The organism is Mesorhizobium sp. M0048 (assembly GCF_040323405.1).
Taxonomy (GTDB): Bacteria; Pseudomonadota; Alphaproteobacteria; order Rhizobiales; family Rhizobiaceae; genus Mesorhizobium.
The window spans coordinates 187,297-214,104 of record NZ_JAMYUV010000002.1 but is presented as its reverse complement, the minus strand read 5'-3'; the positions used below and the strand labels follow the sequence as shown (position 1 = coordinate 214,104).

Below are 26,808 nucleotides of genomic sequence, written 5' to 3'. Positions count from 1 at the left end.
CCACGAGGGGGGAGATTGGCCAACTCACCCCGCGCTCTGCGGGTAGCAGATGATCGACAGATAGCGCATCGGCAGAACGCTCAGCACTTCCGGTCCGTGCGGCGCATCGGCGTCGAAGAACAGGCTGTCGCCGGGCTTCATCGGATAGAGATTGCTGCCGTGCCGGTAAACCACTTCGCCTTCGAGCATATAGAGGAATTCCATGCCCTCGTGCTGGAAGGTCGGGAACACGTCGGAATCCTCGGTCAGCGTGATCAGATAGGGTTCGACGACGACGCCGCTGGTGTTGGAGCCGATATGGCCGAGCAAATTGTACTGGTGGCCGGCGCGCGTGCCGCGGCGTTCGACGTCGAGGCCTTCGCCGGCCTTGACGAAGACGGCACTGCGCTCCTCCTCGAAACGGCGGAAGAAGGCGGTGACCGGAACGCCGAGCGCCCGCGACAGCGCCTGCAACGTGGTCAGCGATGGCGAGGTGATGCCGTTCTCGATCTTCGACAGCATGCCGAGCGAAATGTCGGTGGCGGCAGCCAGATCGGCGACGGTGATGCCGAGCTTTTTGCGGAATGCCCGCACCTCGCGGCCGATCGCGACCTCAAGCACTTTTTCGCGGGTGTCGCGAATGGCGTGAGGGTTCTGGGTGAGCGGCACGCGTATCTTGCGCGGCTCGATCGCGGCGGGTTTGGCTTTGCCCGCCACGGCGCCGGCATCATGCTTCAGACTGGATGCTTTTTTCGCCATTTCGCCACCCCGGACCTTGCCGATTCATTTCACTCACGGTGAACATATTCGGTGCCGATACAGAAGCGCAACTCTCACGACAAGCCGAATTGCGCAATGACCGGATTTCGCCCGAGCTTCCACGTCGTTTAGAAATCCAGCTCGGCGAAGCGCGGTTTCGCGACAAGCCCTGTTGACAGCATCGAAGGGGCAATTACTGTCCTGTCAGTGAAATTTGTTTCGTTAGAGAAATGAGATTGGGAGGCCCGCATGAAAGATCGTGTTGCCGTCATCGGAGCCGGGCCGTCCGGCATGGCCCAGCTCCGGGCCTTCAAGTCGGCCGCCGACAAGGGCGCCGATATTCCCGAGATCGTCTGCTTCGAAAAGCAGTCCGACTGGGGCGGCCTGTGGAATTACACCTGGCGCACCGGCCTCGACGAGCACGGCGACCCGGTGCATGGCTCGATGTACCGTTACCTCTGGTCGAACGGGCCGAAGGAATGCCTCGAATTCGCCGACTACACGTTCGAGGAGCATTTCGGCCGGCCGATCGGCTCCTATCCGCCCCGTGCCGTGCTGTGGGACTACATCAAGGGCCGCGTCGAAAAATCGGGTGTGCGTCAATGGGTGCGCTTCAACAGCCCGGTGCGCATGGTCACCTTCTCCGACACGACGAAAAAATTCACCGTCACCGCGCATGACCGCACCAACGACGTCACCTATTCGGAAGAGTTCGACAATGTCGTCGTCGCTTCGGGGCATTTCTCCGTGCCCAACGTTCCCTATTTCGAGGGCTTCTCGACCTTCAATGGTCGCATCCTGCACAGCCACGATTTCCGCGACGCGATGGAATTCAAGGGCAAGGATATCTTGATCATCGGCCGCTCCTATTCGGCCGAGGACATCGGCTCGCAATGCTACAAATACGGCGCCAAATCGATAACCTCGAGCTACCGCTCGAAGCCGATGGGCTTCAAATGGCCGGAGAACTGGAAGGAAGTGCCGCTGCTGCAGAAGGTCGTCGGCAAGACCGCGCATTTCAAGGATGGCAGCACCAAAGACGTCGACGCCATCATCCTGTGCACCGGCTACCTCCATTCCTTCCCGTTCCTCACCGAGGATTTGAAGCTGAAGACCGCCAACCGTATGTGGCCGGACGGGCTCTACGAGGGCGTCGTCTGGGAGAAAAACCCGAAGCTGTCCTATATCGGCATGCAGGACCAGTTCTACACCTTCAACATGTTCGACGCGCAGGCCTGGTTCGCCCGCGACGTCATCATGGGCCGTATCGAGCTGCCCTCGGCCGAAGCGATGGCGGAGCACGGCCGGAAATGGCGGGCACGCGAGGAGACGCTGGAAGACGCCGAGCAGATGATCTGGTTCCAGGGCGACTACACCAGGGAGCTGATGGAGCAGACCGACTATCCGGGCTTCGACGTCGAGGCCGTCAATCGGACCTTCATGGAGTGGGAGCACCACAAGGCGGAAGACATTATGGGCTTCCGCGACCATGCCTATCGCTCGCTGATGACCGGAACGATGGCGCCTTTGCACCATACGCCGTGGCTGCAGGCGATGGACGATTCGATGGAGAGCTATCTCGAGGTGAAGGGCGTGGCGGCGGAGTAGCAGTCAGAACGGCGATGACTTGCCTCAGACAACCTCCCGCGCCGGATCGGCTGCCAGCGCCAGGGAATTTGCGGCGTGCTCGAGGTACTCCTCGCTCAGGATGCTGGTCGCGACGCGCACGGCGCTGGTCTTTCCGGTCGAAAACTTCGCCCCGGCATGGGCCGCGATGCCGTGGGCGGCCAGCGTGACCATCGCGTAAGGTTCCGAAGCAACCGGAATGAGGACGCTGAGACCGTGTCCGGCGTCGATATCGACATTGCGTTTGGCCAGTTCGCCGGCGAGCCGTTCGCGACGGCCGCGGTATACCTCCTTCGCCTGCTCCACCAGGGCGGCCGTGGCCGGGTCTTGCAGCAGCCAGGCGGTGGCTGCCTGCAGGATGCGGCTGGTCCATCCCGAGCTGAAGCTGCGGTAGGACTGGATCTGCTCGACGATCGTCGCCGATCCGGACAGCACGGCGAGCCGCAGATCCGGGCCATGGGTCTTGGAATAGGACAGGATATGGATGACGCGATCGGGAAAACGCCGGCCAAGCGAAATGCGCGACGCCGAGGCAATATCGCCGACGCCGTCATCTTCGACAATCAGCACGTCGGTGCCGGCGAGCAGGTCGCCGATGACTTCCAGCCGCGCCGACGACATGCAGGCGCCGGTAACCGAATGGACGCGCGGCTGGAACAGGAACGCGACGGGCCGCTGCCGCAGAGCGTTGGCAAGTGCATCCGGCAAGGGACCGTCGCTGTCGCAATCCACGGGGATGATCGGCACGTCGAGATCCTCGAGAATGTCGAGCAGGCGAAGCGCCGTCGGGTTCTCGATGGCCACCGGCGCCCCCGGCGGGACCAGCGCATGCAGCAAGGTGTAGATGGCGTTGTAACCGCCATTGGTGGCCAGGAACGCGCCGGGATCGTACGGCCATGACGGGCGCACTGCGGCCTCCAGCTCGGGCAGGATGCGCACCCGCTCGTAGCTGTTGAGCTTTTCGGCGCGCGCACCATGCGCCAGCGCGATGTCGAGCGGCGGCAAGAGCCTCACATCGGGCTCCGCGATCGCCAGGTTCAGAATATCCTGTCCGTAATTGCCGCCGCTCATGTGGCGCTCGGGCCGGGCGGCAAAGCGGTTGCCCATGATCCAGGTGCCGTTGCGTCCGCGGCCGCCGATGATCTTGTAGCGCCGCAACTCGCTCCACGCCTGCGAGACCGTCGCCGGGCTGACGCCAAGCAAATAGGCCAGATCGCGCACCGGCGGAAGCTTTGCGCCGACAGGCAGCGCGCCGCTTCTGATCAGCGCACTGGTCTCGCGCGCGATGCCGCGCATCGTGCGGTCGCCAAGGCGATCAGCGAACCATCCTGCATCGAAATCCATCGGCACCCGCGACCATTAAAGCTAATGTTCAATAACATAATAACATTTGATCGGCCAAAATTAAACATTTACCAATCGCCGGTCAAACATAGCGTTGAAGTTCATGCCGATGCCCGTTTCCATCACTGTAGCCACCCGCGATTGGGACTATCTCACCCCTTTGGTGCTGGGTGACGTCACTTCGAGCCGCTTGTCGGTGAAGGTTGATCGCGTCGCCACGCTCATTCCGGACCTCGGTACCGATCCGAACTACGATGCGGCGGAGGTCTCATTCAGCCGTTATGTGTCGGCCATGGCTTCGGGCGTCGATACGGTGGTTGGATTACCGTGCTTCATCATGCGCGGCTTTCGCCATCGCTGCATCATAACGGTCGAGACCAGCCCGCTGGAACGGCTTTCCGACCTTGCCGGCAAACGCATCGGCGTGACCGGCTGGCGCGATTCCGGTAACACATGGACGCGCGCGGCGCTTCGCCGGGTAGGCGTCGGCGTCGAGGATGCCTATTGGTTCGCCGGCAGGCTGACATCGGGGCACCCGATCGCCGACCGCCTCGACGGATTCGGCAGGCCGGGGCGCATCGAAGCAGCACCGGGCGAGCGCCCGATGATGGAGTTGCTGGCGCAAGGCGAGCTCGATGCCGTTTTCACGCCCTTCATGCCGGACGGCTTTTTCGGCCCGGCTTCCGGCTTCCGGCAAGTGCTGCGCGATTTTCGCGCGGCCGAACGCGCCTATTTCGCCGACGTCGGTTATATCCCGGGCATGCATCTGGTCGCCGTCAAGGCCGCCCTGGTCAGGGAGCACCCCTGGCTGCCGCAGGAACTCGCCAGGCTGATCGACGAAAGCCAGCGCGTCTGGACGGCAAAGCGCCGAAAATATGCCGATACCTCGCCCTGGATCCTCGAGGAGCTGCTTCATGCGGGGCGCGACCTGCCTGCCTCCTGGAACGCCAGCGGCCTGCCGGCCAACCGGCGCATGATCGAGGATTTCGTCACCGAGCTCCATGCCCAGGGCATTCTGGCGGAACCGATTTCCGCCGAAGCCTTGTTTCCTTTCGAGGCCAGATCGCGGGCCACCGCAGCCTGACAACGCACAACGAAGAACACGAAGGAGAATGCCATGAGGACAATCAGCTTCATATTCGCCTCGCTCGTCACCATGCTGGCGCAGGCCAGCTTTGCCCAGGATATCCAGAAGCAATCGGTGAACGAGGATTTGCAGGCCCGGCTGCCGGAAGAGATCCGCACGGCGGGAAAGATCACAGCCGTCAACAACGGCTCGTTCCCGCCCTATGAGATCGTCACCGGCACCGAACTGTCGGGGGCGACCAGGGACATTTCCGACGCCATCGGCCAGCTGCTCGGTGTCGAGATCGATCATGCCTCGGTCGCCGGCCTGCCGGCTTTGCTGAGCGGCATCAATGCCGGCCGTTATCAGTTCGCGATGGGGCCTGTCGGCGACTATCCCGACCGGCAGAAATCCAACGACTTCATCGATTGGGTGCGCGAATACGTCGTCTTCGCCGTCGAGAAGGGCAACCCGCAAGGCATCACCTCGCTCGACACCGCGTGCGGCAAGCGCATCGCCGTCATGTCGGGTGGCTCGGCCGAAAAGGTCATCAAGCAGCAGGCGCAGAAATGCACCGAGGGGGGCAAGCCGGCCGTCGAGGTGCAATCCTTCACCGACCAGCCGAGCTCGATACTGGCCGTCCGGTCGAAACGCTCCGACGCATTCTTCTCCTCGCAGGCGCCGCTGACCTATTTCGTCGAGCAGGCGAAGGGCCAGCTGGAACTCGCCGGGGTCGGCCAGGCCAACGGCTTCAAGGACATCTACCAAGGCGCCGTCGTCAAGAAGGGTTCGCCGCTGGGCGGCGTGCTGCTCGACGCCTTCAAGATCCTGATGAAGAACGGCACCTACGCCGCGGTGATGAAGAAGTGGGGCCTCGAGAAGAACATGATCGACGCGCCCGGCATCAACCAGGGCCAGTAGAGGCTGCCATGACCGACGCGACCGCTGCCTACGCGGCCGGGCTGCCGCGACGTCCCGACGACGCGCTGCGCGACGTCAAACGAGCCCACCGGCCATTCCCGCTCGTCCGGCTGGCGCTCTGGGCATTCACCGTCGCCGTCGCCGCCGGCTTCGCCTATATCGTCGCGGTCAACCCGAATTTCGGCTGGCCCGTGGTCGCCCAGTATTTCTTCGATCCGACGGTCATGCAGGGGCTTTCCGTAACGCTCGGCCTGACGGTCGTGGCGATGATCCTGGGCATCGTGCTCGGCCTGCTGCTCGCCATCGCGCGCATGTCGAACGACAGGCTGGCATCCTTTCTCTCCGGCCTGTTCATCTGGTTCTTCCGCGGAACGCCGCTGCTGGTGCAATTGATCCTGTGGTACAACCTTTCGACGCTGTTTCCGCGCATTTCCCTCGGCTTCGCCAGCTGGAATACCAACGACCTGATCACGCCTTTGACGGCCGCCGTTCTTGGTCTGGCGCTGAACGAGGCCGCCTACATGGCCGAGATCATTCGTGGCGGGCTGCTGTCGGTGGACAAGGGACAGGCCGAAACGGCTGAAGCCTTCGGCATGACGCGCGCGCGGGCCTTGCGGCGAATCATCATCCCGCAAGCCATGCGGTCGATCGTGCCGCCGACCGGCAATCAGCTAATCAGCATGATCAAGGCGACGTCGCTTGTCAGCGTCATCGCCATGGCCGACCTGCTCTACTCGGTGCAGTCGATCTACAACCGCACCTTCGAAATCATTCCGCTGCTGATGGTTGCAGTGCTGTGGTACCTACTGATCACCTCGGTCCTCAATGTCGCGCAAGGCGCGATCGAACGCCACTACAGCCGCGGCGACCGCGGCGCGCGTGAGAAGACGGCGACCGCCACACTGGAGGCCGCCAATGAGCGCGCATGACACGCCCCTGGTCAGGGCGCGCAACGTTCACAAGGCGTTCGGCCCGCTCGAGGTGCTGAAGGGCATCGACCTGGACGTCGCGCCTGGCGAGGTGGTGGTCATTCTCGGACCGTCCGGCTCCGGCAAATCGACCTTCCTGCGATGCATCAATCATCTGGAGGCGATCGATCAAGGGTCGATTGAGGTGGACGGCGAGCAGATCGGCTACCGGCTGCACAACGGCCGGCTCGACAAACTCTCCGACCGGGCGATCGCCGCGCAGCGGCGCAAGATCGGCATGGTGTTCCAGCAGTTCAATCTCTATCCACACATGACGACCCTGCAGAACGTCATCGAGGCTCCGGTCGGCGTCCACCGGGAGAACCGCAAGGAGGCGATCGGCTACGCCCGCGAACTGCTGACCCGTGTCGGTCTCGCCGACAAGATCGACGCCTATCCGCGCCAGCTTTCAGGCGGCCAGCAGCAGCGCGTCGCCATCGCCCGCGCGCTCGCCATCCGCCCGAAATTGATGCTCTTCGACGAGCCGACGTCGGCGCTCGATCCGGAACTGGTCGGCGAGGTCCTCGCCACCATGCGCGATCTCGCCAGGCAGGGCTTGACCATGATCGTGGTCACGCATGAGATCGGCTTCGCGCGCGAAGCCGCGGATCGGGTGGTGTTCATGGACGACGGCAATGTGATCGAGGCCGGGCCTCCGGACGAGGTTCTGGCTAACCCCAGGCACCCGCGCACGCGGGCCTTTTTAAGCCGTTTCATCTGACAGCAAAGCCGGCACGATTACGTGCTCGGCAAAGGACCTTCGATGCCAAAGACCTCCAACCAGTTCGCCGACATTTCCGACTTCGCCGACAAGGCCGCCGAGCTTGCGGCGGTTCGCCAGCACCTGCACGCGCATCCCGAGCTTTCATTCCAGGAGCACGAAACGGCTGCATACGTTGCCGAACGGCTCGAAGGCTGGGGCTACGAGGTGACGCGCAATGTCGGCGGGCTCGGCGTCGTCGGCCGCTTGCGCCAGGGCAGCGGCCGCAGCATCGCCATCCGCGCCGACATGGACGCCTTGCCGATTACCGAAGCGACCAATCTCCCTTATGCCAGCCAGGCCAGCGGCAAGATGCACGCCTGCGGCCATGACGGCCACACCACGATGCTGCTCGGCGCCGCCGAATACCTGGCGCGCACGCGGCATTTTAACGGCACCGTGAACCTCATCTTCCAGCCGGCCGAGGAAGCCGGCAAGGGAAGCGGGGCGCAGGCGATGATCGCCGACGGCCTGTTCGAGCGCTTTCCCTGCGATGCGATATTCGGGCTGCATAACCATCCGGGCGCGCCGACGGGTTCGTTCCTGATGCGCGCCGGGCCGCTGATGGCGGCGAGCGATACCGTCACGATCAAGATAACCGGGCGTGGCGGCCACGCCTCGCGTCCGCACCTGACGGTCGACCCGATCGTCGCTGCCGCCAACACCGTCATGACCCTGCAGACGGTGGTGTCGCGCAACGTCAACCCCATCGAGACGGCTGTCGTTACCGTCGGCACGATTCACGGCGGCACGGCCTCCAACGTCATCCCGGAACACGCCGAAATCACGCTGAGCGTCCGCTCTTTCTCGGCCGAGATTCGCGACACGCTCGAGCAGCGTATTCGCAATATCGCAGCACTTGTGGCGCAGGCGCATGGCGCAACGGTCGAGATCGATTACGAGCGCGGCTACCCGGTGGTGATCAATTCCGAGGGCGAGACGTCCTTCGCGACAGACGTCGCTGTCGAGCTCGTCGGTCAGGACAAGGTGTCTGTCTGCCCGTTGATCCCCGGCAGCGAAGATTTTTCTTATTTCCTCGAACACAAACCCGGTTGCTTCCTGCGCCTCGGAAACGGCGAGGATTCAGCCATCCTGCACAGCCCGAAATACGATTTCAACGACGGCAATCTGACCGTCGGCGCAGCGCTCTGGGCTCGACTGACCGAGAGATTCCTGGCCGTGTGATCCATACCTGCGGCTTGGATTGTCGATCGGCCGGTCTAGCATAATTGGGCGACCGGCCGCGCGACTATCGTGCACGAACTCTCACCGCATTCCAGCTCCTTCGAAAAGGGTAGGTGTTCATTCTCTCAGACGAACAAAAAGTCACTTGTTGTCAGCGTGTTCGTAAAGTTTGCGAGAGTAACTTGATCGACTCCCGCGGTAATGATGGTGTCGGTTCCAGTTTGCGCAATAGTGAGATCATCGAACGATTGCACGCCCTCCACGCCACTAAACACGATAGTGTCGCCTTGGGTCTGGCTGAAATCGTAGATGGTGTTTTGGGTTCCGACCGTCATGGAACCATCGTCCTTGAATATGAATTGGTCTCTGCCGCCCTGAGCGAACTCGCTCAGTTGCCCGTCGCCCCACATGTCATTGATGACCGTGCAGCCGGGTGCCGCGCTCCCGGCGTACAGGGTATCGTTTCCGCCCTTGGCCGAACCGGACATTTGCACAGCGTCGCCGCACAGGAAGTTACGGACCTGGCCGCTTTCGCTGTTGTGGCCCCCGGTAAGAATGTCGTTGCCCCCCTGGGCGGAACCGGACATAGAGCGCGCGTCGCCGTATAACTCGTTTAGAACATCAGGAAAGGCGCTTTTGTCCCCGCCAGTCAGGGTATCATTGCCGCCCACAGCGCTGCCGAGCATCGTGACCGCATCGCCATACCCCAAATTATGAGTGCCTTGCAGCACGGCCACGTCGTCGCCCCCCAGCGCGTGGTCGAACATACTGCCGCCCGCGTCCCCGTAGAAAGTTATCTCCGAGCCACCCGCGCTCGTGAAAGTGTCGTTGCCGCCCGCGGCGAAACCGGAAAGATCACCGCCCGCATCGCCATAAAGAGTTTTGCTCCCGATCTCCCCACCCAGGTCCGTATAGTGGTCGTCGCCGCCCTGAGCATGGTCAGACATGTTGCCGCCGGCGTCGCCGAAGAAAGTGTTGGTGGAAAAGAAGCCACCCGTGAAGGTATCGTTGCCACCCTTGCTGTAGGCCGACATATCGCCGCCGGCATCGCCGTAGAAAGTGTTGAAGGAGTCGGTCCTGCTCGTGAAATTGTCGTCGCCGCCTTGCGCATTGCCGGACATGTTGCTGCCCGCGTCACCGTAGAAAAATGTTATTGGCTTCTATCGAGCCCTGGAAGGTGTCGTTGCCGCCCTTGCCATGGTCGGACATCTCGCCGCCCGCGTCACCGTAAAAGGTGTGATCGGCTCCTTGTCGAGTGCTGGTCACGAAAATGTCGTCGCCGCCTTGAGCAAAGCCGAACATGTTGCCGCCGGCGTCACCGTAGAACGTGTTGTCTACCCGTCTACCCACTTCACTGCTCAACGTATCGTTGCCGCCCTTGCTGTGGTCCGACATATCGCCGCCGGCATCGCCGTAAAAAGTGTTGAAGGAGTCGCCCTCGGCTCTAAAACTGTCGTCTCCGCCCAGAGCATGAACGAACATGTTGCCGCCGACGTCACCGTAGAAGACGTAGGTGCCCAGCGAGGCGCCTGTGAAACTGTCGTCGCCGCCCTTGCTGTGGTCCGAGCTATCCTCGCCGGCATCTCCGTAAGCAGTGGTGGTGGAGGATGGCGATCCCGTGAAGATGTCGTTGCCGCCCCTCGAGAAATCTAGCAGGCTGCCGCCAGCATCGCCGATTAAGGTGTTTGTATTTAGATCGCCTGCGAGGACGTCATCGGTGCCCCGTTGACGATCTACTAGATCACCGGGAGTAAAGGGAACGCGTATAGCCATTGTTCGCTCTCCTGTTAAGCCTGCCCGTCCGATGACAGCCGTACGATGTGAGGTAACAGCGAGCAATCATCCCGAATGGCTATATCTTTAGGCGTAGGGATCGGTGCCTCGTTAACGGCGCGCTTGGCGGCAGCTTCCTGAGGCCGTCCTATTCCGGACTATCCCAGCCTTGCGCGAGCCTTCGCCGTCCAGGCGTTGAACAGCCGGTCGGCGACGATGCCGATGAAGGCAATGGCCAGGCCGGCGACGATGCCGCGGCCGGAATCGGCCTTGGACAGGGCGATGAACACCTCCTGGCCGAGATCGCGGGTGCCGACCATGGCGCAGATGATGATCATCGCCAGTGCCATCAGGATCGTCTGGTTGACGCCAAGCATGATCTCTGGAAGCGCCAGCGGCAGCTGCACGCGAAAGAAGGTCTGGCGCCTGGTGCAGCCCGAAACCTTCGCCGCCTCGATCAGCGCCGGTGGCACCTGCCGGATGCCGTGATTGGTGTAGCGGATCGCCGGCACCACGGCGAAGGCGACGGTGGCGATCATCGCGGTGACGTCGCCGACCCTGAACAGCATCACCACCGGAATGATGAAGCAGAACGACGGCAGCACCTGCAGTGTGTCGATGACCGGCGTGACGGTCTTTTCGAAGCGGTCGCTGCGCGATGCCATCAGCCCGATCGGAATGCCGATGAGGCAAGCGATAAAGGCCGAGATGCCGCACAAATAGACCGTCGCCATGGTCTTTTCCCAAAGGCCGGTGACGGCGCAGAACGCTGTCAATGCCGCGACCAGGGCGGCGAGGCGGAAGCCGCCGAGCTGGTATCCGGCAAGGCCAAGGAGACAAACCGCGCCCAGCCACGGAAAGCCCTCGCAGAAGGCGCGCACCGGGTTCAGCACGTTGAGGATAAGCGCCACGCGGAACGCTTCGATCGTGTCGAAGAAGTTGATGGTGATCCAGTTCACCGCCGCCTTCCACAAAGGCGCGGTGGTGAAGGTGATCGCTTTCGGCACCGCGGCGAAGGCCGGCACGAACAGGCCGAGCAGCGTGGTGACGGCGAGAATGGCGACGGCCAGCGTCAGGTTGGGATAACGCCGCCAGAAGCTGGTGCCGGCCTGATGGCGGACATTGCCCTTGGCGTGATTGTGCGCGATCGCCTGGCTCAGCCGGTCGAGTGCAATCGCCAGTGCGACGATGGCGAGGCCAGCTTCCAGCGCCTCGCCGACCTTGAGCGCGCGCAACGCCAAAAGCACATCATAGCCGAGCCCACCGGCGCCGATCATCGAAGCGATGATCACCATATTGAGCGCCAGCATGATGACCTGGTTGACGCCGACCATCAATGTCGGCCGCGCCGACGGCAACAGCACCCGCCACAGCTTCTGCCGTGCCGTGCAGCCGGCCATCTCGCTGAAATCGTCGATCTCCGACGGCACCCGCGACAGGCCGAGCATCGTCGCCCGCACCATTGGCGGCGTCGCGAAAATTGCCGTCGCGATCATTGCCGAGACCGGGCTGTTGCCGAACAGAAGCAGCATCGGGATGAGATAGGCGAAGGTCGGGATCGTCTGCATCAGATCGAGGGCAGGGGAGATCAACAGCCTCTCCGCCCAGGGCTTGCGCCATGCCCAGATGCCGGCGAACAGCCCGGTGACAATGCAAAACGGCACAGCGATCGAGATTAAGCCCAGCGTCAGCATGGCGCTGGTCCACTGCCCGAACAGCGCGATGTAGAGAAAACAGCCGCCGGCCAGCGCACCCAGCTTCCAGCCGCCGGCGGCGCGTCCGGCAAGGTAGGCGGCAGCGCAGACGCCGACCCAGGACAGGCGCGGCAACACGACCATATCGGCGCCATGGCCGATCTTGAAATTCTTGGCCAGAAGAGCGAGCGCGAAATCGAGCGGCACGCCGAGCACCGCGGTGATCGAACGGGTCAGCCAGGAGAAATTCGACTTCACCCAGTTCATCAGTGCACCGACCCAGTCTGCGACAGGAACGATCGCGCCGGCCGGGTAATCGACCGCCCAGGGCAGGCTTTCCTGCAGCAGGAAGACGACAAGCACGGCGGCGAGCGCACAGGCCCAGATCGCCAGCCAGGTTTGAACCGGCCGGGGCCTCGCTGCGCTGGCGCTTGCCGTGACGGTCATGCGCCGGCCCCACGACGTTCTATGCCGGCCAGAAGATCGATCACCGCCTGCGGTGTGACTAAGCCGATCGGCTTGCCGGTGCCGTTGACCACCGCGAAGGGCTTGCCGGCAGAGACGATATCAGCCGAAAAACTTGATATCTTGGCATCGGGCGCGACCGTGCCGCCGTACTCGGCGCCGTCGCAGGCGCGCATCAGGCTGCGCGCCGATATCACCTTGGCGCGATCGACATCGCGGGTGAATTCGGCGACATAGTCGGTCGCCGGATTGACCACCAGCTCTTCCGGCGTGCCGATCTGGATGACCTCGCCGTCCTTCATGATGGCGATCCGGTCGGCCAGCCGGATGGCCTCGTCGAAATCATGGGTAATGAAGACGATCGTCTTGTGCAGCATGGTCTGCAGCCGCATCAACTCGTCCTGCATCTCACGGCGGATCAGCGGATCGAGGGCCGAGAACGGCTCGTCCAGGAACCAGATTTCCGGCTTCGTGGCGAGGCTGCGGGCGATACCGACACGCTGCTGCTGTCCGCCGGAAAGCTCGCGCGGATAGAAATGCTCGCGGCCGCGCAAGCCAACCAGCTCGATGACTTCACGGGCTCGCTTCTCGCGCGTCGGCCGGTCCTGCCCCTGGATGCCCAAGGGAAAGGCGATGTTCTCCAGTACGTTGAGATGCGGCAGCAAGGCAAAATTCTGGAACACCATACCCATGCGATGGCGTCGCAGCTCGATCAGCGCGGCATCGGAAATCTTGAGCAGGTCCTTGCCTTCAAACTCGACCTTGCCGTGGGTCGGCTCGATCAGCCGCGACATGCAGCGCACCAGCGTCGACTTGCCTGACCCCGAAAGTCCCATGATGATGAAGATCCCGCCCTGGCGGATTTCGAGATCGACGGCGCGCACCGCCCCAACCAGTCCGGCCGCGGCGATGTCCGTCATGCTGGCCTTGCCGTCGCGCCGGCGGATGAAATTGGCCGCGTCCGCGCCAAACAGCTTCCAGACATTGCGGCAGGCAAGCTTTATCGGGCGTGCATCGTTGCCCGCTTTCGCCGCCTGTTCAATCGTATCGCTCATTCAATCGTCCTTCTGGAATAGGGGACCGAGACCCGGCCCTGAATGGCCGGGTCGTCGCGTTTCCAGTCAGACGGTCACTCGGCCCAGGCTTTCCAGTCGGCTTCGTGGGCGGCGATCCAGGCGGCGGCGACATCTTCCGGCGTCTTGCCTTCGAGATCGATCTCGCCGCTCATCTTGTTGAGCTCGTCGGTATCGACCGTGTAGTTTTTCGCGACCTTGTAGGCGACCGGCCATTTGTCCTTCATGCCGGCCCAGGAATATTTCCAGATCTCGCCATGCGGCTTGCCGCAGTCATATTTGGCGTCGGGGTTCACGCCCCATTTCGGGTCGTTGTAGCATTCCGGCGTATAGTCGGGGAATTCGACCCATTCGCCCTTGTATTTAGCCGGCGCCCAATGCGGCGAATAGATCCACAGCATGATCGGCGCCTTGCGCTGATAGGCCGAGTCCAGTTCGGCGAACATCGCCGCATCGGTACCGGCATGGATGACGGTGAAGGGCAGTTTCAGCGCCTCGACGCGTTCGTCGTCAAAACCTTCCCATGTTACGGGGCCGCCGAGATAACGCCCCTTCGGCGCGGTTTCGGCGGTCGAGAATGCTTCGGCGCATTTCGGGTCTTTCAGCGCTTCCCAGTTCGGCAGGACGGGGCATTTCTCTTTCATATATTCGGGAAACCACCATTCTTCCTTGGCCTTGGGTCCGAGCTTGCCGAGGCGTTCGGTCTGGCCGGTCGCGTCCGAGGCCTTCATCGCCTCGCCGGCCGTCGTGTCCCAGAATTCCAGGCCGACATCGATGTCGCCATTGGTCAGGCCGGTGGTCAGGCTGGAGAGATAGTCGGCGGTCGGATACTCGACGGTGTAGCCGAGCTTTTCGAGGATGCCGCCGAGGATCTTGGCGTTCAGATTGACGCTGGTCCAGTCGAACAGCGCGATCTTGATCGGGTCGTTGGATTCCGGCGCTGCCGCATGGGCCGAAGACGTCAGCGCGCTCGCCGCGGTAAGTATTAAGGCTCCCATTGAGAAACTCGAAATCATGTTCCGAAGTGACATGCTTGTTCTCCTGTCAAGCTCTGGTGAAGTTATCGTTCGTTCCCTTCTTGCGTCTTTTTTTGATTGTGTTGGAAAAGCTGGTCGTTGCGCAAGGGCGTTGGCGCCAGATTGCTGCCGGCGCTGAAGCGGCGCAGAGCGGATGATGCCCAATTTTGTGAAGATGTGCCGGAGGGGACCGTGTCATGGCTGCTGATGGATTGCTGCCAAGGCAGTCCGCGGATCGATCGCCGGTCTGGCGGCGCTCTGAAAGGTGCGAGCCATCAAGGTCCCATGATCTCAGCTGTCGGCCTGGCGAACCCATCTCGCCAGAGCCGTTTCATGGGATGAAATTATATATACCAACATTCATGTCTCGCAACGCGTAATGCCGTCACGGTCATGCAATTCGGACAGGGCACTGGCGCCCGAGTATCCTCACGACATGATCAGGCCGCCATCGACATTGATGGTCTGCCCGGTGATGTAGGCTGCATCGTCGCTGGCGAGAAAGCTGACCAGGCCGGAGACATCCTCGCCGCTGCCGGCGCGGCCCATCGGGATGTTCTTCACCCATTCGGCCATCAGTTCGCCGGGCTTGTAATCGCCCATCAGCTTGCCCCACGCCGCGTCGTTATAGGCCCACATGTCGGTGTCGATGATGCCGGGGCAGATCGCGTTGACGGTGATCTTCTCCTTTGCCACTTCCTTGGCCAGGCTCTGGGTGATGCCGACGACGCCGAATTTCGAGGCCGCATAATGCGGCGTGTAGATAAAGCCCTGCCGCGCCTGGCCGGATGCGGTGTTGATCAGCCGGCCGCCGTCGCCGTGCTTGCGGATGCGCGCGATCGCCTCCTGGCAGCACAGGAACACGCCCTTGGTGTTGACCGCCATCACCTTGTCCCATTCGGCCTCTGTCATCGCCTCGATCCTGGCGATGGTGATGACGCCGGCATTCTGCACGGAGATGTCGACGCGGCCGAACTCTTGCTCGGCCAGGTCATAGAGGGCGACGACCTCGTCCTTCCTGGTCACGTCCATGCGCAGCGATGCGACCCTGGCGCCCGCAGCCTTCAGGTCGGCGGCAACCTCATCGACGCGCGCGTCGATGGCGCTGACGACGACCGCCGCACCTTCCGCGGCGAAGCGCCTGGCCATTGCCGCCCCAATGCCGCCGCTGGCGCCGGTGATGACCGCCGTTTTTCCCTGGAATCGCTTCTGCATCTTTTCTCCTACCAGCAGACGAAGCCGCCATCGACGATCAGGTCGATGCCGGTGACGAAACTCGAGGCGCGGCTGGCCAGGAACACGGTCGGGCCGACCATTTCTTCCGGCGCCGCCATGCGGCCCATCGGCGTGTCGCGCTCGAAGATTTTGACCTGGTCGGCGACCTCAGGTCGCTTGTTCATCGGCGTCAGCGTGTAGCCGGGGCTGACGACATTGACGCGCAGGCCGCGATCGGCCCATTCCATGGCCAGGCTCTTCGACATGTGGATGACCGCGGCCTTCGACGAATTGTAATGCGCCTGGGTCAGGCCGCGATTGACGATCGAGCCCGACATCGAGGCGATGTTGATGATCGAGCCTTTGCGCCGCGTCAGCATGGCGCGGGCCTCGGCCTGGCAGGACAGGAACACGCCGCTGACATTGACGTCGTAGAGCTTCTGCCATTTCTCCAGCGACAGCGTCTCGGCCGGCTCAGCTCCGGCGACGCCGGCATTGTTGACGGCGACCGTCAGCGCGCCGAGTTCCTTCTCCGTACGCTCGATCGCGGCCGCAAGATCGGCCTCTGAAGTCACCGTGCCGTTCAGCACCAGCGCCTTGCGGCCAAGTGCCGTGATCCGGTGCGCGGTCTCCTCCAGCCCGCCTTTGGAGGCGTGGCCGAAGCAGGCTATGTCGGCGCCGGCCCCGGCCAAGCCGATGGCGATTGCTTGGCCGATGCCGCTGCCGGCGCCCGTAACAAGTGCCACGTCACCATGAAGTTCGAATAGTTTCATCGTCGGTCCCTCTGTTCCAACCGCCGTCCTCCGGAAATAAAGGGGCGCCAACTCTGTTGCTGGCGCCCCGCGCGGTCTGGTGCCCGGGAGGATACCACCTGCTGCGCTTTGTTTCGATGGGCCGTCCTAGCTCGTGGCGAGTTCCATCACGGCGACATTGCTCGCTTCGCTGCGGTCGAGAATGCCGCGTTGCCGGCCGCGGCTCAGCACCAGCACGCGATGCGACAGGCCGAGCACTTCCTCGAGATCGGAACTCACCACCACCACCGCCATGCCGGAACGGGCAAGGTCGGCGATGACATCATAGATCGCGGCGCGTGCACCGACGTCTATGCCGCGCGTCGGCTCGTCCAGGATGAACACCTTGGGCGGGCGCGACACCCATTTGGCGATGATCACCTTCTGCTGGTTGCCGCCGGAGAGCTTGCTGACCGCCTGGTTCGGCCGGCCCTTGACGCCGAGCCGGCGAATGCCGGCCTCGGCGAATTTCTGCACCGCCTTCGGGAACACCCAGCCATTCGGCGCGACATGGTCGAAATTGCCGATCGCCAGGTTCTCGCCGATCGTCTGATCGAGCACCACGCCTTGCGCCTTGCGGTCTTCCGGTACGAGAACGACGCCGGCCTTGATCCCCGCCGCCGGGCCATTGAGGTGCACCGGCTTGCCGGCGACGCGCACCGAACCCGATGAGATCGGATCGGCACCGGCGATCGCCCGCACCAGCTCCGTGCGTCCGGCGCCGATCAGCCCGGCAATGCCGAGGATTTCGCCGGCCCGCACTGAAAAGCTGACATTTTGAAAGCTGCGTTCCGGCGAGGACAGGTTCTCGACTTCGAGCAGCGTGTCGTTGCCCGGCGCCGATACCGTAGGGAACATCCGCTCGACGCTGCGGCCGACCATCTGCTCGACCACGGTGCGCACCGGAATGTCGGCGCGCTCGTGCCGGGCGACGATGCGCCCGTCGCGCATCACCACCACGCGGTCGGCGATTTGGGCGATCTCGTCCAGCCGGTGGCTAATATAGATGAAGGACATGCCTTCCGCCTTGAGCTTGCGGATTTGCTGGAACAGGAGCTCCGTTTCGTCGCCGCCAAGGGCGGCCGTCGGTTCGTCGAAGATCAGCAGCTCGGCATTGAGCGTCAGCGCCTTGGCGATTTCGACCTGCTGCTGGGCGGCGATACGCAGCGTGCGCACTTTGCGCTCGGGCGGGACATCGAGGCCGAGGCGCTTCAACTGGGCCGATGCCCGTGCATTCATTGCCGCGCGGTCGATGCGGCCGCCGCGCATCGGCAGGCGCCCCACATAGACGTTTTCGGCGACCGACAGATCGGGCAAGAGCTTCAGCTCCTGGTGGATCATGCCGATGCCGGCGTCGATCGCCGCGGCAGGATTGGCGGGGGAATAAGGGTTCCCCCGCCAGGTGATGGTGCCGGCATCGGGTTTCGTCGACCCGGCGATGATGTTCGAGACGGTCGACTTGCCGGCGCCGTTTTCGCCAAGCAGCGCCACGACCTCGCCCGGCCGCACCTCGAAGCTCGCATCGGCCAGGACCTGCACCGGCCCGTAGCTCTTGCAGAGGCCGCTGACGACGAGCCCGTTATGGGGGCTGTGCGTATGGCGAGGATCGGTGGACATCGTTGCGCTCGTTGACTGCCGGACTGGTCTCAATCAGGGATGCTTGGCGATGAACTGCTCGACATTGTCCTTGGTGGTCAAAGTCGCATCCTGCAGCTGTTCGGCGGGAATGGTCTCGCCGGCCACCAGCTTGATTGCCGCGTCGACGGCAAGCCGGCCCATGCCTTGCGTCTGCTGCGTTGCCGTCACGTCGAAGACGCCGTCCTTCAGTGCCTTGAGCGCCGCCACGTCGCCGTCGAAGCCGGCAACCCAGACCTTGTGGCCAGGATTGGCGACCTTTACCGCCTGCGCCGCACCGAGCGCCAGCGCGTCGGCCTGGCCGATGACGATCGACACATCCGGATGCGACTGCAACAGATCCTGCGTCAGCTTGAAGCCTTCGTCCTGGTGCCAGCCTTCGCTCCACAATTCGCCGACCACCTTGATGTCGGGATAGCCCTTCAACGCTTCGCCGCAGCCCTTCGAGCGATCGACCTCGGGCGTCGTACCCTTCTGGCCGTGGATGATGATCAACTCGCCCTTGCCGCCGGCCTGCTTGGCGATGTAGTCGCAAACCGCCTTGGCCGATGCCACGCTGTTGGTGGCGATGAATGTGTCGCCGGGTGCGCCGTCGGCGTTGCGATCGACATTGATCACTGGGATGCCGGCCGCCTTGGCCGTCTTGGTCGGCACGGTGGCGGCGGTGGCGCCGGCCGGAATGTAGATCAGCGCGTCGATGTTTTGCGTGATCAGGTCCTGCACTTGGCTGACCTGGGTCGCCGAATCGCCCTTGGCATCGACGGTAACGACCTCTATGCCCTTTTCCTTGCCGTAGGCTTCGACGGACTGCTTGATCTGGTTGAAGAAGTCGGCCTGCAGATTGGCGACGGCGAGGCCGAGCTTCTTGGCCTCCTTGGCCGAGGCCATATCGGACAGGCCAAGCAGCGGGATGACGGCCGCGGCGGCAAGCAGCAATGAACGTTTGGTCAGCATGTTTATTCCTCCGTTGATGTTCAATCTGTCCTGCCCGCGCATCGCGGCGCCCCTTGGCCGAACAACTCCCAGTTTCGGATCACCGATCCGTTTTCGCCCGAATATCAGGGCGAATCTCATTGAGCCCAATTCTTCATTGTGCCCATTCTTCATTGTGCCCATTCTTCATTGTGCTCGGCGCCGCCAGGTGTCGGTGGCCACCGCCAGCGCGATCACCACGCCGATAACCACTTGCTGGATGAAGGGCGAGACACCGAGCAGGTTCAGCCCGTTGCGCAGCACGCCGATGATGAGGACGCCGATGGCGGTGCCGCCGATCGAGCCGACGCCGCCCGACAGGCTGGCGCCGCCGATCACTACCGCCGCGATGGTGTCGAGTTCGTAGCCGAGGCCGGAGCTCGGCTGGACGGAATCGAGCCGCGCGGCAAGCACGATGCCGGCGAGGCCGGCCAGCACGGCGCAGATCGCATAGACCCAGTTCGTCAGCGACTTGACCGGTATGCCGGACAGCCGGGCGACTTCGGCACTGCCGCCGATTGCGTACAGGCTACGGCCGGTGGCGCGGTAGTTCAGGAAGATTGCGAAAATGACGGCAAGCACGATCATCAGCCCGACGGTGATCGAGAGGAAGCCAAAATGGCGGATGATCGACAGGCTGGTGAACCAGTCGGGAAAGCCGACGATCTGCGAGCCGTCGGTGATCATGTTGGCGAGACCGCGCGCCACCGACATCATCGCCAACGTGGCGATGAAGGGTGGCAGCTTGGTGATCGTGACCAGCAGGCCCGAAACCAGGCCGCAAAGACCGGCGACGACGAGGGCCGCGGCGATGCCGGCGGGCAGGCCGAGATTGAGATAGTCCGGATGGGCGACGAAGCCCATCACCATGGAAGCCAGTGCCAGCACCGAGCCGACGGACAGGTCGATACCGCCGATCAGAATGACCAGCGTCATGCCGATCGCCATGATGCCGAGCACGGTGACCTGGTCGAGCACGTTGAGGATGTTGCGGATGGTCAGGAACGTGTCGGTAGTCAGCGAGAGCGCCAGGCACAGCAGAACCAGCCCGATCAGCGGACCCATGGTTCCGGCAAAGACAGCTGAAAACCTTGCGCCCGCCGTAGCCTGCGCGCCAGAGCCTGCCTTCAACTCGCCTGCCTTCAAATTGCTTGTGTCGTTGCTCACAGCCACTTTGTCTCCTCCACAGCAATCCGGCGCTGCATCACCGCGCCACTTTGCTCACCAGGCTCCTCCCTGTGAACAATTTATCTTTAACATGCAATTTTGTTCAGCTAAACTGTTCGTGGGAAAATTGTCAAGGCCTGCCGCTTCATTCGAGGACGGGTTTGCGCTGTCCGCCGGTTTGGCTTACGCAAGGTCTCCGAAATCTTGGGCATTTCGAAGTCGCCGCATTGGAATTTCATGAGCAGAGCCGGCGGCTGCGGCAAGGCAAACAGATGACGATCGTAGAGAACGAAAGAGCCTCGCGCTTCCCCGACGCCGAACTCAAGGCCCGCGCCGCTTGGCACTATTACGTCGAGGGTCTTACACAGGAACGGATTTCCGAAATTCTCGGCGTCGGCCGCATCAAGGTGCATCGCATTCTCTCCGCCGCCCGCGAAGAGGGGGTCGTCCAGTTTCGCATCCGTGACAGCGTCGTCGAATGCGTGATTTTGGAGGAAAGCCTGAAGCAGCGGTTCGGGCTCAGCCAGGCCGTGGTCGTGCCGTCGGCAGCCGACCGAAGCAATGCGCCGCTGATGATCGGCCACGCCGCTGCCGCCTACCTGGCCGACCATGTGAATGCCGGCGATGTCATCGCGCTGGGCTGGGGGCGGACACTGAAATTCGCCATCAATGAATTGCCACGGCGGCCCATCGCCAGGACGACGGTGGTTTCGATGCTTGGCGGCCTCACCCATGCCCAGCCGCTCAACCCGACAGAAAGCGCCTGGGATTTCGCCGAAAAGATCGGTGCGGAATGCTTCCTGCTGCCGGTGCCGGTCTATGCCGACAGGCCGGAGCAGCGCGACGCCTTCATGAGCCAGCGCAGCGTTCAGGACGTCGTCTTCCGCGCACGCCGGGCAAACATCGCCGTGCTCAGCGTCGGCTCGTTTTCCAACGACAGCCCGATCGCCAATTATGGCTTCATCAAGCCAAGCGAACTGGAGGAATTGCAGGCGGCCGGTGCCGTCGGCGATATTCTGTGTCATTTCATCGACGCCAAGGGCCGCCCGGTCGACCACGAGGTCAACCGCCGCGTCTGCGCCTATCCGCTGCAGGATCTGTCGGATATCCCGAGCATCATCCTGGTGTCGGGAGGCAGCGAGAAGGTTGCGGTGATGCGGGCTGCGCTCGCCAACACCAAGGTATCGGTTCTGATTACCGACGAAGACGCGGCAAAGGGGCTGCTCAACCGCTAGATTTCGCGGAGAGCGCCGAGGCGGGCGTGGATATCGCGCGTCGCCTGGTAAAGGTCGCGGTAGATTGCCTTGCGGTCGCGATAGGCGGCGACAAGCCCGTCGACAGGATCGACATGCCTGGCGGGAGCGGCAGCCATTGCCTGCGCGGCGGCTTCCGGCGAGGCAAACCAGCCGACAGCCGCTGCCGCCAGCATGGCAGCGCCGAGCGCGGCGGCTTCGTTGACCGGCGAGACCGAGAGCGGCCGCTCGAGCACGCTTGCCATGATCTGCATGAGCAGCGCGCAATTGGTGCCGCCGCCCGCGGCAATCATCGCCGCCGGTCCGCCCGCCCGGGCTTCCATGGCCTCGGTGGCGACGGCCTGCTCGAACGCGATGCCTTCCAGGACAGCGCGGAAGAGATGCTCCGGCCGGTGGTCGAGCGACAGGCCGACAATGGCGCCGCGCGCCGCACCGTCCCAATAGGGGCTCATGACGCCGGCCCAATAGGGCATGATGAGCAGGCCCTCGCTGCCCGCGGCAACATCCAGCGCAGCCTTCTCCAGCGCTGCCACCGACGGCGAACCGGTCGTGCGAACGATCCAGTCGACCAGCTGCATGCCCGAGCGCAGCACGGTCTCGAGCATGAAACCGGAGCCGGTCGGCGAGACCAGCGTTCGAAAAGCGTCCGAGGTTTTCACCTTGCCGGAATAGCAGCCGCTGACCACGCCGGAGCCGAGCGAGAGATAGCTCTTGCCCTCGCCGTAGACGCCCATGCCAAGGCCCATAGCTTGGCCGTCACCGGCGCCGGCAACAACCGGCGTGCCGGCCTTCAGGCCGGTCAGCTGCGCTATGCTTGCGGAAAGATTGCCGCAGACCACGCCCGGCGCGACCAGCTCGGGCAATTGCTCCAGTTGCAGCCCCGCCGCCGCAACGAGCTCTGGACGCCAAGTGCCCTTCTCGACGTCGAGCAGCCCGAGCGGATCCGCACTTGCGGTGCTGGTGACCAATCGCCCGGTCAGCCGCTGGACGAAGAATCCATGCACGTCGACCAGCGCCGCTGCTTGGCGAAGCACTTGAGGCTGGTGCTCGGTAAGCCAGGCGACGGCGTAGAGTGCCGGCGTCGGGTCCGGCGGCTTGCCGCTCCAGTCGCGGATCGCCTCGCGGCCGAGTTCGGCCGAAAGCCTGATAACCTGCGGACGGGCGCGTTCGTCCAGCCACAGGATCGCCGGGATGAGTGCTTTGCCGGCGCTGTCCACCAGCGTGAAGGTCTCGCGCTGATGAGCGATGCAGATCGCCGCCACCCGCGCAGCGCCGACCGCCTCGGTGACCTGCTTCAATGCGCCAAGCAGCGCCGTCCACCAATGTTCGGCGTCCTGCTCGAAATGGCCGGGCTTCGGATTTGAAAGCGGGTACGGCTCGCGCGCCTGGAACAGCTCCTCGCCGTCGCGCGAGAAGGCAATTGCCTTCACGGCCGTGGTCGAGGCGTCGATCCCGATTACGACATCTTCCATCAGGCGGAGATCCGGCGGGGTCAGGCCGCGTTGGTGGCGAACCGTCCGTCTGACTGGTCGAGACGGCGGCGGATCTGGGTTATCACCATCGAATCGTCGGGTACACAATTTTCATAGGTCAGGAAGTCGCCGGTCTTGAGCGGCTTGACCACCTTGGCGCGTTCAGCAAGGCCGAGCGGCAGGGCGCCGCGGGCGCGCGCATCCTCCCAGGTCATGGCGAAGCCACGATAGTCGTTCTCGCCGATCATGCCGAGAGATTGGCCAACGCCGAGATCGCTCTTGGCAACCGCCACCGCCTCGGCGACCGGATGGTCGAGCGGCTCCATGTCGGCACGCTTGTAGACGACCGCGCGCGCCGCCGACAGCGGCACTTCCAGGCTGGTCAGATGATAGGGCCGGAAGATCGTGAAATAGGGGCCTTGGCCGACCTTGAGGTCGATCATGCGCTCCAGCACACGCGGATGCCGGGTCTCGATGATGCAGAACACGCCGGGCGCCACACCCTTGCCGATCGAGTAATCGACAACGCCCTTGCGGTGCAGCACGCCGCCATCCTCGCGCGGGCAAAGCACGCTTGCCAGCTCCTCCAGCGTCGCGGTCGGGCCGTGCATGCCCGGCACATCGGGCACCAGGCCGGTCGCATTGGCGATTGCCACCATTTCGATCGCCGTCTTCGAGCCGTCGACGAATTCGACCAGCATGCGCGCATTCATGTTGCGCTCGGCCGCCTCCTTCTCGTAGTCGGCCGGCATGGCGTCGATCTTCAGCGGATTGTTCTTGCCCTTGCCGGCGGCGATGATGTTGAAGCCGAGGCTTTTAGCAAAGCCGATGATCTCCAGCGTGCAGGCGGGCTCGTCGCCGGCGGCACCGGTATAGACGACGCCGGCCTTGCGTGCCTCCTCCTTCAGGAAGCGGCCGATGGTGATGTCGGCCTCGACATTGAGCATTACGATATGCTTGCCGTTCTTCATTACTTCGAGCGCAAACAGCGTGCCGATATTGGGATTGCCCGTTGCGTCGATGATGACGTCGATCCGGCCGGCCGCCGCCAGCGCATGCAAATCTTCGGTCACCGCGATCTTGCCCGCCTCGATGGCGCGGTCGATCGCCGCGGCATTGCCGGCCTGAACGATGTCGGAATGGTCATGGCCAGCGAGCAGCGCCGCGTCGATCGCTGCCTGCGGCCTGACTTCAGAAATGGCGCCGATCCGCATGCCCGGCATCAGCGCGACCTGGACGACGATGTCGGTGCCCATCTGCCCGGCGCCGGCAAGCCCGATGGTGATCGGCCCCTGCTGTTCAGCGCGCTGCAGAAGTTCCGCTGCAAATTGCGGATGGGACATGTCGCTTCCTCCAGTTCCTGACGCGCCGCAGCGTCCAAATCAACGTTTTGAACATTTCTATTTGCAAATGAAAAATATTTCAACCGGCAATTGGGCATTGCCGCTCTGCAATCGGTCGAAGACGATTGGATGAGCGGTCAATCCACACGGCCGTGCCTCCGCAGTCAGAAGGACGCGGCATATTCAGGTTGATTCGGTGCAGCCTTATTGCAGTTCAGCTGCCGATTTCGAAGAAGGGCGCACCGAGCAGGCCGGGAACGACATCGATGCCGAGGCCCGGCCCATCCGGAATGCCCATACGGCTTCCCGAAACCGGCGGCATGTTGGATGCGGTGCGCACCGTCACCCATTCGTGAAAGGCGATGGCGTGCAGCCGGCGCTCCTCCGGCGTCGACAGCGACAGATGCGCCATGGCCGATGTGTCGATCTCGGCGCCGCCAGTGTCCTCGACCGTGATCATGAAGCCGAGGTCGACGGCAAGGTCGCGGATCTGGCGCGTTTTGGTGACGCCGCCAAGGCGTGAGATCTTCAGCGTCAGCCCGTCGGCGGCCCCCTTGCGATGGATGTCGAGCATATCGTCCAGCGAGGCGACGGATTCATCGAGCACCATCGGCTTGTCGAGCGAGCGGCGCACCGACAGGCATTCGTCGATCGTCGTGCAGGGCTGCTCGAACGTGTAGTCGATGTTGCGCGTCGCATCGGCGAACTGGCGCGCCTGGTAAGGCGTCCAGCCGGCATTGGCGTCGCAGAAGATGACGGTGCCCTTCGGCACGGCGGCGGCGACGGCTGTGACGCGTTCGATGTCGTCATGGACGTTGCCGCCGACCTTGACTTGCAGCCGATGAAAACCGTCGTTGACGATGCGCTTGGCGAGTGCGGCCATCGCGTCGACGGTGCCGTGGGTGACGACCCTGTAGAGTTCGGCCGTCTCGCTCTCGCGTCCGCCAAGCAGCGTGACCAGCGGCACGTCGGCGGCGCGCGCCGCGAGATCCGAGCATGCCATGTCGAGCGCCGACTTGATGTAGGGATGGCCCTTGAACACCGTATCCATCAGCCTGTTGATACTGGCAAGCCCGCGTGGGTCATGGCCGATGAGATGCGGCGCGATCTCGACGACGCCGGCGCGCGTGCCGGCGGCGAAGGCAGGCGAATAGAAGTTGCCGAGCGGCGCCATCTCGCCCCAGCCGGTGAGCCCGCTATCGGTGGTGACGGCGACGATCACCGCGTCGAACGCATCGGCGACGCGCCCCTTGGACATGCGGTAAGGCCCGTCAACGAAGGGCTGGACGACATGGTAGGCCTTGATGGTTTTGATCTGCACGTTTTCTGTCCGTTGCCTATTTTCCGGGATGACCACCAGAATTGTCTGGCTCAACGGCCTTTAGGCGGCCGGTACGATTGGCGTCGGCGCCCTTTGAGCCCCGTTGTTCCAGCCCGCGCGCATAGGCGAGCAATGCCTCGAAATCGAAATCGATGTGCTCCTTGGCGTGGCGCTGGGCAGCGCGCATGTCGCTGCCCTTGAGCAGCCGCACATAGGTCTCGTGAGCATCTTCGGCAGGCACCGGCTCGTTGCGCGCCCGCTGGTGCAGCGCGAAATACATCTGCAGCCGGCTGGTCAGCCGCTGCCAGGTTTCCAGGAGCACCGAATTATCGGCCCATTCATGGATCAGGCCATGCAGTTGCAGCGCCGTTTCGATCTGCCGCGTCGTGTCCAGTTCGCGCGTCGCCTGCTTCACCGCCGCATGGCGCCGGTCCAGCTCGTCGAAGAAGCGCTGGTCGCGAAGCGGCCAGGTCCGCGCGATGGCGAATTCGTCGAGCACCTTGTTGAGCGAATAGACATCGTCGATATCCTTCGCGGTAACGTCGATGACGAAGGTTCCGGCGTAGGGGATGCTGGTCAGGATGCCTTCCTGCACCAATTCGCGCATCGCCTCGCGCAGCGGCGCGCGGCTCACCCGCATCTGCTCGGAAATCCTGAGTTCGTTGAGTTTCTGCCCCGGTTCCAACTGGCCGGTCAGGATCGCCCGCCGGAGCAGCGCCACGATCTCGGCGCGTCTTGTGGTGTCGGCGATCGGACTGAAATCCAGCGTTGCCATTCCGGCTGCTCCAGCAAACCGAAAGGAAAAACAGATTGTCGACAATCTTACAAGAGGCGGGTCGTGGATTTCTTGACTTCCGCTTGGCCGGCGGCTTGCGGCGCAGGCAAGGCCGTCAGGCCGCACGGCCGCAAAAACCGACCCCGCTGAACATCACGCCGGCTTCTCGAAGCCGGCGTATGTAGCGCTTTCCCCAAGGAATTGCGTAAAACGAAACATAGCAAAACGGCGCCCT

The 26,808-nt window shown here is 63.2% G+C and carries 23 protein-coding genes; 7 read left to right on the top strand and 16 right to left on the bottom strand.

Going from position 1 to position 26,808, the window contains the following annotated elements:
• Window positions 1–24 precede the first annotated feature (24 nt).
• A complete protein-coding gene (locus NKJ84_RS03260; protein WP_254820747.1) occupies window positions 25–738 on the bottom strand; it encodes a helix-turn-helix domain-containing protein in 714 nt (237 codons plus the stop codon).
• A gap of 249 nt (window positions 739–987) precedes the next feature.
• Here NKJ84_RS03260 and NKJ84_RS03255 point away from each other — a divergent pair, with 249 nt between their 5' ends.
• Window positions 988–2,346, top strand: coding sequence for a trimethylamine monooxygenase (locus NKJ84_RS03255; protein ID WP_352505297.1), 1,359 nt, complete (start codon window positions 988–990; stop codon window positions 2,344–2,346).
• Between the two features lie 24 nt (window positions 2,347–2,370).
• Here NKJ84_RS03255 and NKJ84_RS03250 read toward each other — a convergent pair whose 3' ends face one another.
• A complete protein-coding gene (locus NKJ84_RS03250; RefSeq protein ID WP_352505296.1) occupies window positions 2,371–3,708 on the bottom strand; it encodes an aminotransferase class I/II-fold pyridoxal phosphate-dependent enzyme in 1,338 nt (445 codons plus the stop codon).
• A gap of 109 nt (window positions 3,709–3,817) precedes the next feature.
• Here NKJ84_RS03250 and NKJ84_RS03245 point away from each other — a divergent pair, with 109 nt between their 5' ends.
• From NKJ84_RS03245 to NKJ84_RS03225, 5 genes are all read left to right on the top strand, one after another.
• The gene (locus tag NKJ84_RS03245) at window positions 3,818–4,792 is read left to right on the top strand and encodes a substrate-binding domain-containing protein (protein WP_352505295.1); all 975 of its coding nucleotides are present in this window, start codon (window positions 3,818–3,820) and stop codon (window positions 4,790–4,792) included.
• A gap of 72 nt (window positions 4,793–4,864) precedes the next feature.
• Window positions 4,865–5,695, top strand: coding sequence for an ABC transporter substrate-binding protein (locus NKJ84_RS03240; protein ID WP_502900459.1), 831 nt, complete (start codon window positions 4,865–4,867; stop codon window positions 5,693–5,695).
• A gap of 8 nt (window positions 5,696–5,703) precedes the next feature.
• Window positions 5,704–6,624 (top strand): amino acid ABC transporter permease, encoded by a 921-nt coding sequence (locus NKJ84_RS03235; RefSeq protein ID WP_352505293.1) that lies wholly within the window; start codon window positions 5,704–5,706, stop codon window positions 6,622–6,624.
• A complete protein-coding gene (locus NKJ84_RS03230; protein ID WP_352505292.1) occupies window positions 6,611–7,384 on the top strand; it encodes an amino acid ABC transporter ATP-binding protein in 774 nt (257 codons plus the stop codon). The genes NKJ84_RS03235 and NKJ84_RS03230 overlap by 14 nt, the downstream gene beginning before the upstream one ends.
• A gap of 42 nt (window positions 7,385–7,426) precedes the next feature.
• The gene (locus NKJ84_RS03225) at window positions 7,427–8,608 is read left to right on the top strand and encodes a M20 aminoacylase family protein (RefSeq protein ID WP_352505291.1); all 1,182 of its coding nucleotides are present in this window, start codon (window positions 7,427–7,429) and stop codon (window positions 8,606–8,608) included.
• 125 nt (window positions 8,609–8,733) lie between these two features.
• Here NKJ84_RS03225 and NKJ84_RS03220 read toward each other — a convergent pair whose 3' ends face one another.
• The 10 genes from NKJ84_RS03220 to NKJ84_RS03175 all read right to left on the bottom strand — a co-directional run bounded on the left by NKJ84_RS03220 (window position 8,734) and on the right by NKJ84_RS03175 (window position 20,373).
• The gene (locus tag NKJ84_RS03220; RefSeq protein WP_352505290.1) at window positions 8,734–9,729 is read right to left on the bottom strand and encodes a calcium-binding protein; all 996 of its coding nucleotides are present in this window, start codon (window positions 9,727–9,729) and stop codon (window positions 8,734–8,736) included.
• A gap of 13 nt (window positions 9,730–9,742) precedes the next feature.
• The gene (locus NKJ84_RS03215) at window positions 9,743–10,381 is read right to left on the bottom strand and encodes a hypothetical protein (RefSeq protein ID WP_352505289.1); all 639 of its coding nucleotides are present in this window, start codon (window positions 10,379–10,381) and stop codon (window positions 9,743–9,745) included.
• A gap of 158 nt (window positions 10,382–10,539) precedes the next feature.
• Complete coding sequence (locus NKJ84_RS03210; RefSeq protein ID WP_352505288.1) at window positions 10,540–12,522, bottom strand: ABC transporter permease; 1,983 nt, start codon at window positions 12,520–12,522, stop codon at window positions 10,540–10,542.
• Entirely contained in the window at window positions 12,519–13,595 is a 1,077-nt protein-coding gene (locus tag NKJ84_RS03205) for a quaternary amine ABC transporter ATP-binding protein (RefSeq protein ID WP_352505287.1), read from the bottom strand. Before NKJ84_RS03205 ends, NKJ84_RS03210 begins: the two co-directional genes overlap by 4 nt.
• 74 nt (window positions 13,596–13,669) lie before the next feature.
• Window positions 13,670–14,644 (bottom strand): ABC transporter substrate-binding protein, encoded by a 975-nt coding sequence (locus tag NKJ84_RS03200; RefSeq protein ID WP_352505286.1) that lies wholly within the window; start codon window positions 14,642–14,644, stop codon window positions 13,670–13,672.
• A gap of 414 nt (window positions 14,645–15,058) precedes the next feature.
• Window positions 15,059–15,844: an SDR family oxidoreductase gene (locus tag NKJ84_RS03195; protein WP_352505285.1), complete on the bottom strand. Its 786-nt coding sequence runs from the start codon at window positions 15,842–15,844 to the stop codon at window positions 15,059–15,061.
• An 8-nt stretch (window positions 15,845–15,852) separates the two neighbouring features.
• Entirely contained in the window at window positions 15,853–16,617 is a 765-nt protein-coding gene (locus tag NKJ84_RS03190) for an SDR family oxidoreductase (protein ID WP_352505284.1), read from the bottom strand.
• A 126-nt stretch (window positions 16,618–16,743) separates the two neighbouring features.
• Entirely contained in the window at window positions 16,744–18,252 is a 1,509-nt protein-coding gene (locus NKJ84_RS03185) for a sugar ABC transporter ATP-binding protein (protein WP_352505283.1), read from the bottom strand.
• Window positions 18,253–18,285: 33 nt separating this feature from the next.
• Entirely contained in the window at window positions 18,286–19,224 is a 939-nt protein-coding gene (locus tag NKJ84_RS03180; protein ID WP_254820381.1) for a sugar ABC transporter substrate-binding protein, read from the bottom strand.
• 165 nt (window positions 19,225–19,389) lie between these two features.
• Complete coding sequence (locus tag NKJ84_RS03175; RefSeq protein ID WP_502896032.1) at window positions 19,390–20,373, bottom strand: ABC transporter permease; 984 nt, start codon at window positions 20,371–20,373, stop codon at window positions 19,390–19,392.
• 308 nt (window positions 20,374–20,681) lie between these two features.
• On the opposite strand from NKJ84_RS03175, the gene NKJ84_RS03170 reads away from it, so the two are divergent.
• Window positions 20,682–21,644 carry a sugar-binding transcriptional regulator gene (locus tag NKJ84_RS03170; protein ID WP_352505281.1) on the top strand — a complete coding sequence of 321 codons (963 nt, stop codon included), beginning with the start codon at window positions 20,682–20,684 and terminating at the stop codon, window positions 21,642–21,644.
• Here NKJ84_RS03170 and NKJ84_RS03165 read toward each other — a convergent pair.
• From NKJ84_RS03165 to NKJ84_RS03150, 4 genes are all read right to left on the bottom strand, one after another.
• Window positions 21,641–23,134, bottom strand: coding sequence for a xylulokinase (locus NKJ84_RS03165; RefSeq protein ID WP_352505280.1), 1,494 nt, complete (start codon window positions 23,132–23,134; stop codon window positions 21,641–21,643). The genes NKJ84_RS03170 and NKJ84_RS03165 overlap by 4 nt on opposite strands.
• Before the next feature lie 20 nt (window positions 23,135–23,154).
• Window positions 23,155–24,477, bottom strand: coding sequence for an NAD(P)H-dependent oxidoreductase (locus NKJ84_RS03160; RefSeq protein WP_254820384.1), 1,323 nt, complete (start codon window positions 24,475–24,477; stop codon window positions 23,155–23,157).
• 214 nt (window positions 24,478–24,691) lie between these two features.
• Entirely contained in the window at window positions 24,692–25,798 is a 1,107-nt protein-coding gene (locus NKJ84_RS03155; protein ID WP_352505279.1) for a mandelate racemase/muconate lactonizing enzyme family protein, read from the bottom strand.
• Between the two features lie 16 nt (window positions 25,799–25,814).
• Window positions 25,815–26,573: a GntR family transcriptional regulator gene (locus tag NKJ84_RS03150; protein WP_352505278.1), complete on the bottom strand. Its 759-nt coding sequence runs from the start codon at window positions 26,571–26,573 to the stop codon at window positions 25,815–25,817.
• Window positions 26,574–26,808 lie beyond the last annotated feature (235 nt).

Excerpts from the sequence above, each read along its gene's own strand:
- NKJ84_RS03220 (WP_352505290.1), bottom strand. The coding sequence starts at position 9,729 with ATGTCCGGCAATGCGCAAGGCGGCGACGACAATTTCACGAGCAGGACC.
- NKJ84_RS03205 (WP_352505287.1), bottom strand. The coding sequence starts at position 13,595 with ATGAGCGATACGATTGAACAGGCGGCGAAAGCGGGCAACGATGCACGC.
- NKJ84_RS03230 (WP_352505292.1), top strand. The coding sequence starts at position 6,611 with ATGAGCGCGCATGACACGCCCCTGGTCAGGGCGCGCAACGTTCACAAG.
- NKJ84_RS03190 (WP_352505284.1), bottom strand. The coding sequence starts at position 16,617 with ATGAAACTATTCGAACTTCATGGTGACGTGGCACTTGTTACGGGCGCC.
- NKJ84_RS03245 (WP_352505295.1), top strand. The coding sequence starts at position 3,818 with ATGCCCGTTTCCATCACTGTAGCCACCCGCGATTGGGACTATCTCACC.
- NKJ84_RS03160 (WP_254820384.1), bottom strand. The coding sequence starts at position 24,477 with ATGTCCCATCCGCAATTTGCAGCGGAACTTCTGCAGCGCGCTGAACAG.
- NKJ84_RS03235 (WP_352505293.1), top strand. The coding sequence starts at position 5,704 with ATGACCGACGCGACCGCTGCCTACGCGGCCGGGCTGCCGCGACGTCCC.
- NKJ84_RS03225 (WP_352505291.1), top strand. The coding sequence starts at position 7,427 with ATGCCAAAGACCTCCAACCAGTTCGCCGACATTTCCGACTTCGCCGAC.
- NKJ84_RS03210 (WP_352505288.1), bottom strand. The coding sequence starts at position 12,522 with ATGACCGTCACGGCAAGCGCCAGCGCAGCGAGGCCCCGGCCGGTTCAA.
- NKJ84_RS03195 (WP_352505285.1), bottom strand. The coding sequence starts at position 15,844 with ATGCAGAAGCGATTCCAGGGAAAAACGGCGGTCATCACCGGCGCCAGC.
- NKJ84_RS03180 (WP_254820381.1), bottom strand. The coding sequence starts at position 19,224 with ATGCTGACCAAACGTTCATTGCTGCTTGCCGCCGCGGCCGTCATCCCG.
- NKJ84_RS03250 (WP_352505296.1), bottom strand. The coding sequence starts at position 3,708 with ATGGATTTCGATGCAGGATGGTTCGCTGATCGCCTTGGCGACCGCACG.
- NKJ84_RS03185 (WP_352505283.1), bottom strand. The coding sequence starts at position 18,252 with ATGTCCACCGATCCTCGCCATACGCACAGCCCCCATAACGGGCTCGTC.
- NKJ84_RS03200 (WP_352505286.1), bottom strand. The coding sequence starts at position 14,644 with ATGTCACTTCGGAACATGATTTCGAGTTTCTCAATGGGAGCCTTAATA.
- NKJ84_RS03165 (WP_352505280.1), bottom strand. The coding sequence starts at position 23,134 with ATGGAAGATGTCGTAATCGGGATCGACGCCTCGACCACGGCCGTGAAG.
- NKJ84_RS03150 (WP_352505278.1), bottom strand. The coding sequence starts at position 26,573 with ATGGCAACGCTGGATTTCAGTCCGATCGCCGACACCACAAGACGCGCC.
- NKJ84_RS03170 (WP_352505281.1), top strand. The coding sequence starts at position 20,682 with ATGACGATCGTAGAGAACGAAAGAGCCTCGCGCTTCCCCGACGCCGAA.
- NKJ84_RS03255 (WP_352505297.1), top strand. The coding sequence starts at position 988 with ATGAAAGATCGTGTTGCCGTCATCGGAGCCGGGCCGTCCGGCATGGCC.
- NKJ84_RS03240 (WP_502900459.1), top strand. The coding sequence starts at position 4,865 with ATGCTGGCGCAGGCCAGCTTTGCCCAGGATATCCAGAAGCAATCGGTG.
- NKJ84_RS03215 (WP_352505289.1), bottom strand. The coding sequence starts at position 10,381 with ATGGCTATACGCGTTCCCTTTACTCCCGGTGATCTAGTAGATCGTCAA.
- NKJ84_RS03260 (WP_254820747.1), bottom strand. The coding sequence starts at position 738 with ATGGCGAAAAAAGCATCCAGTCTGAAGCATGATGCCGGCGCCGTGGCG.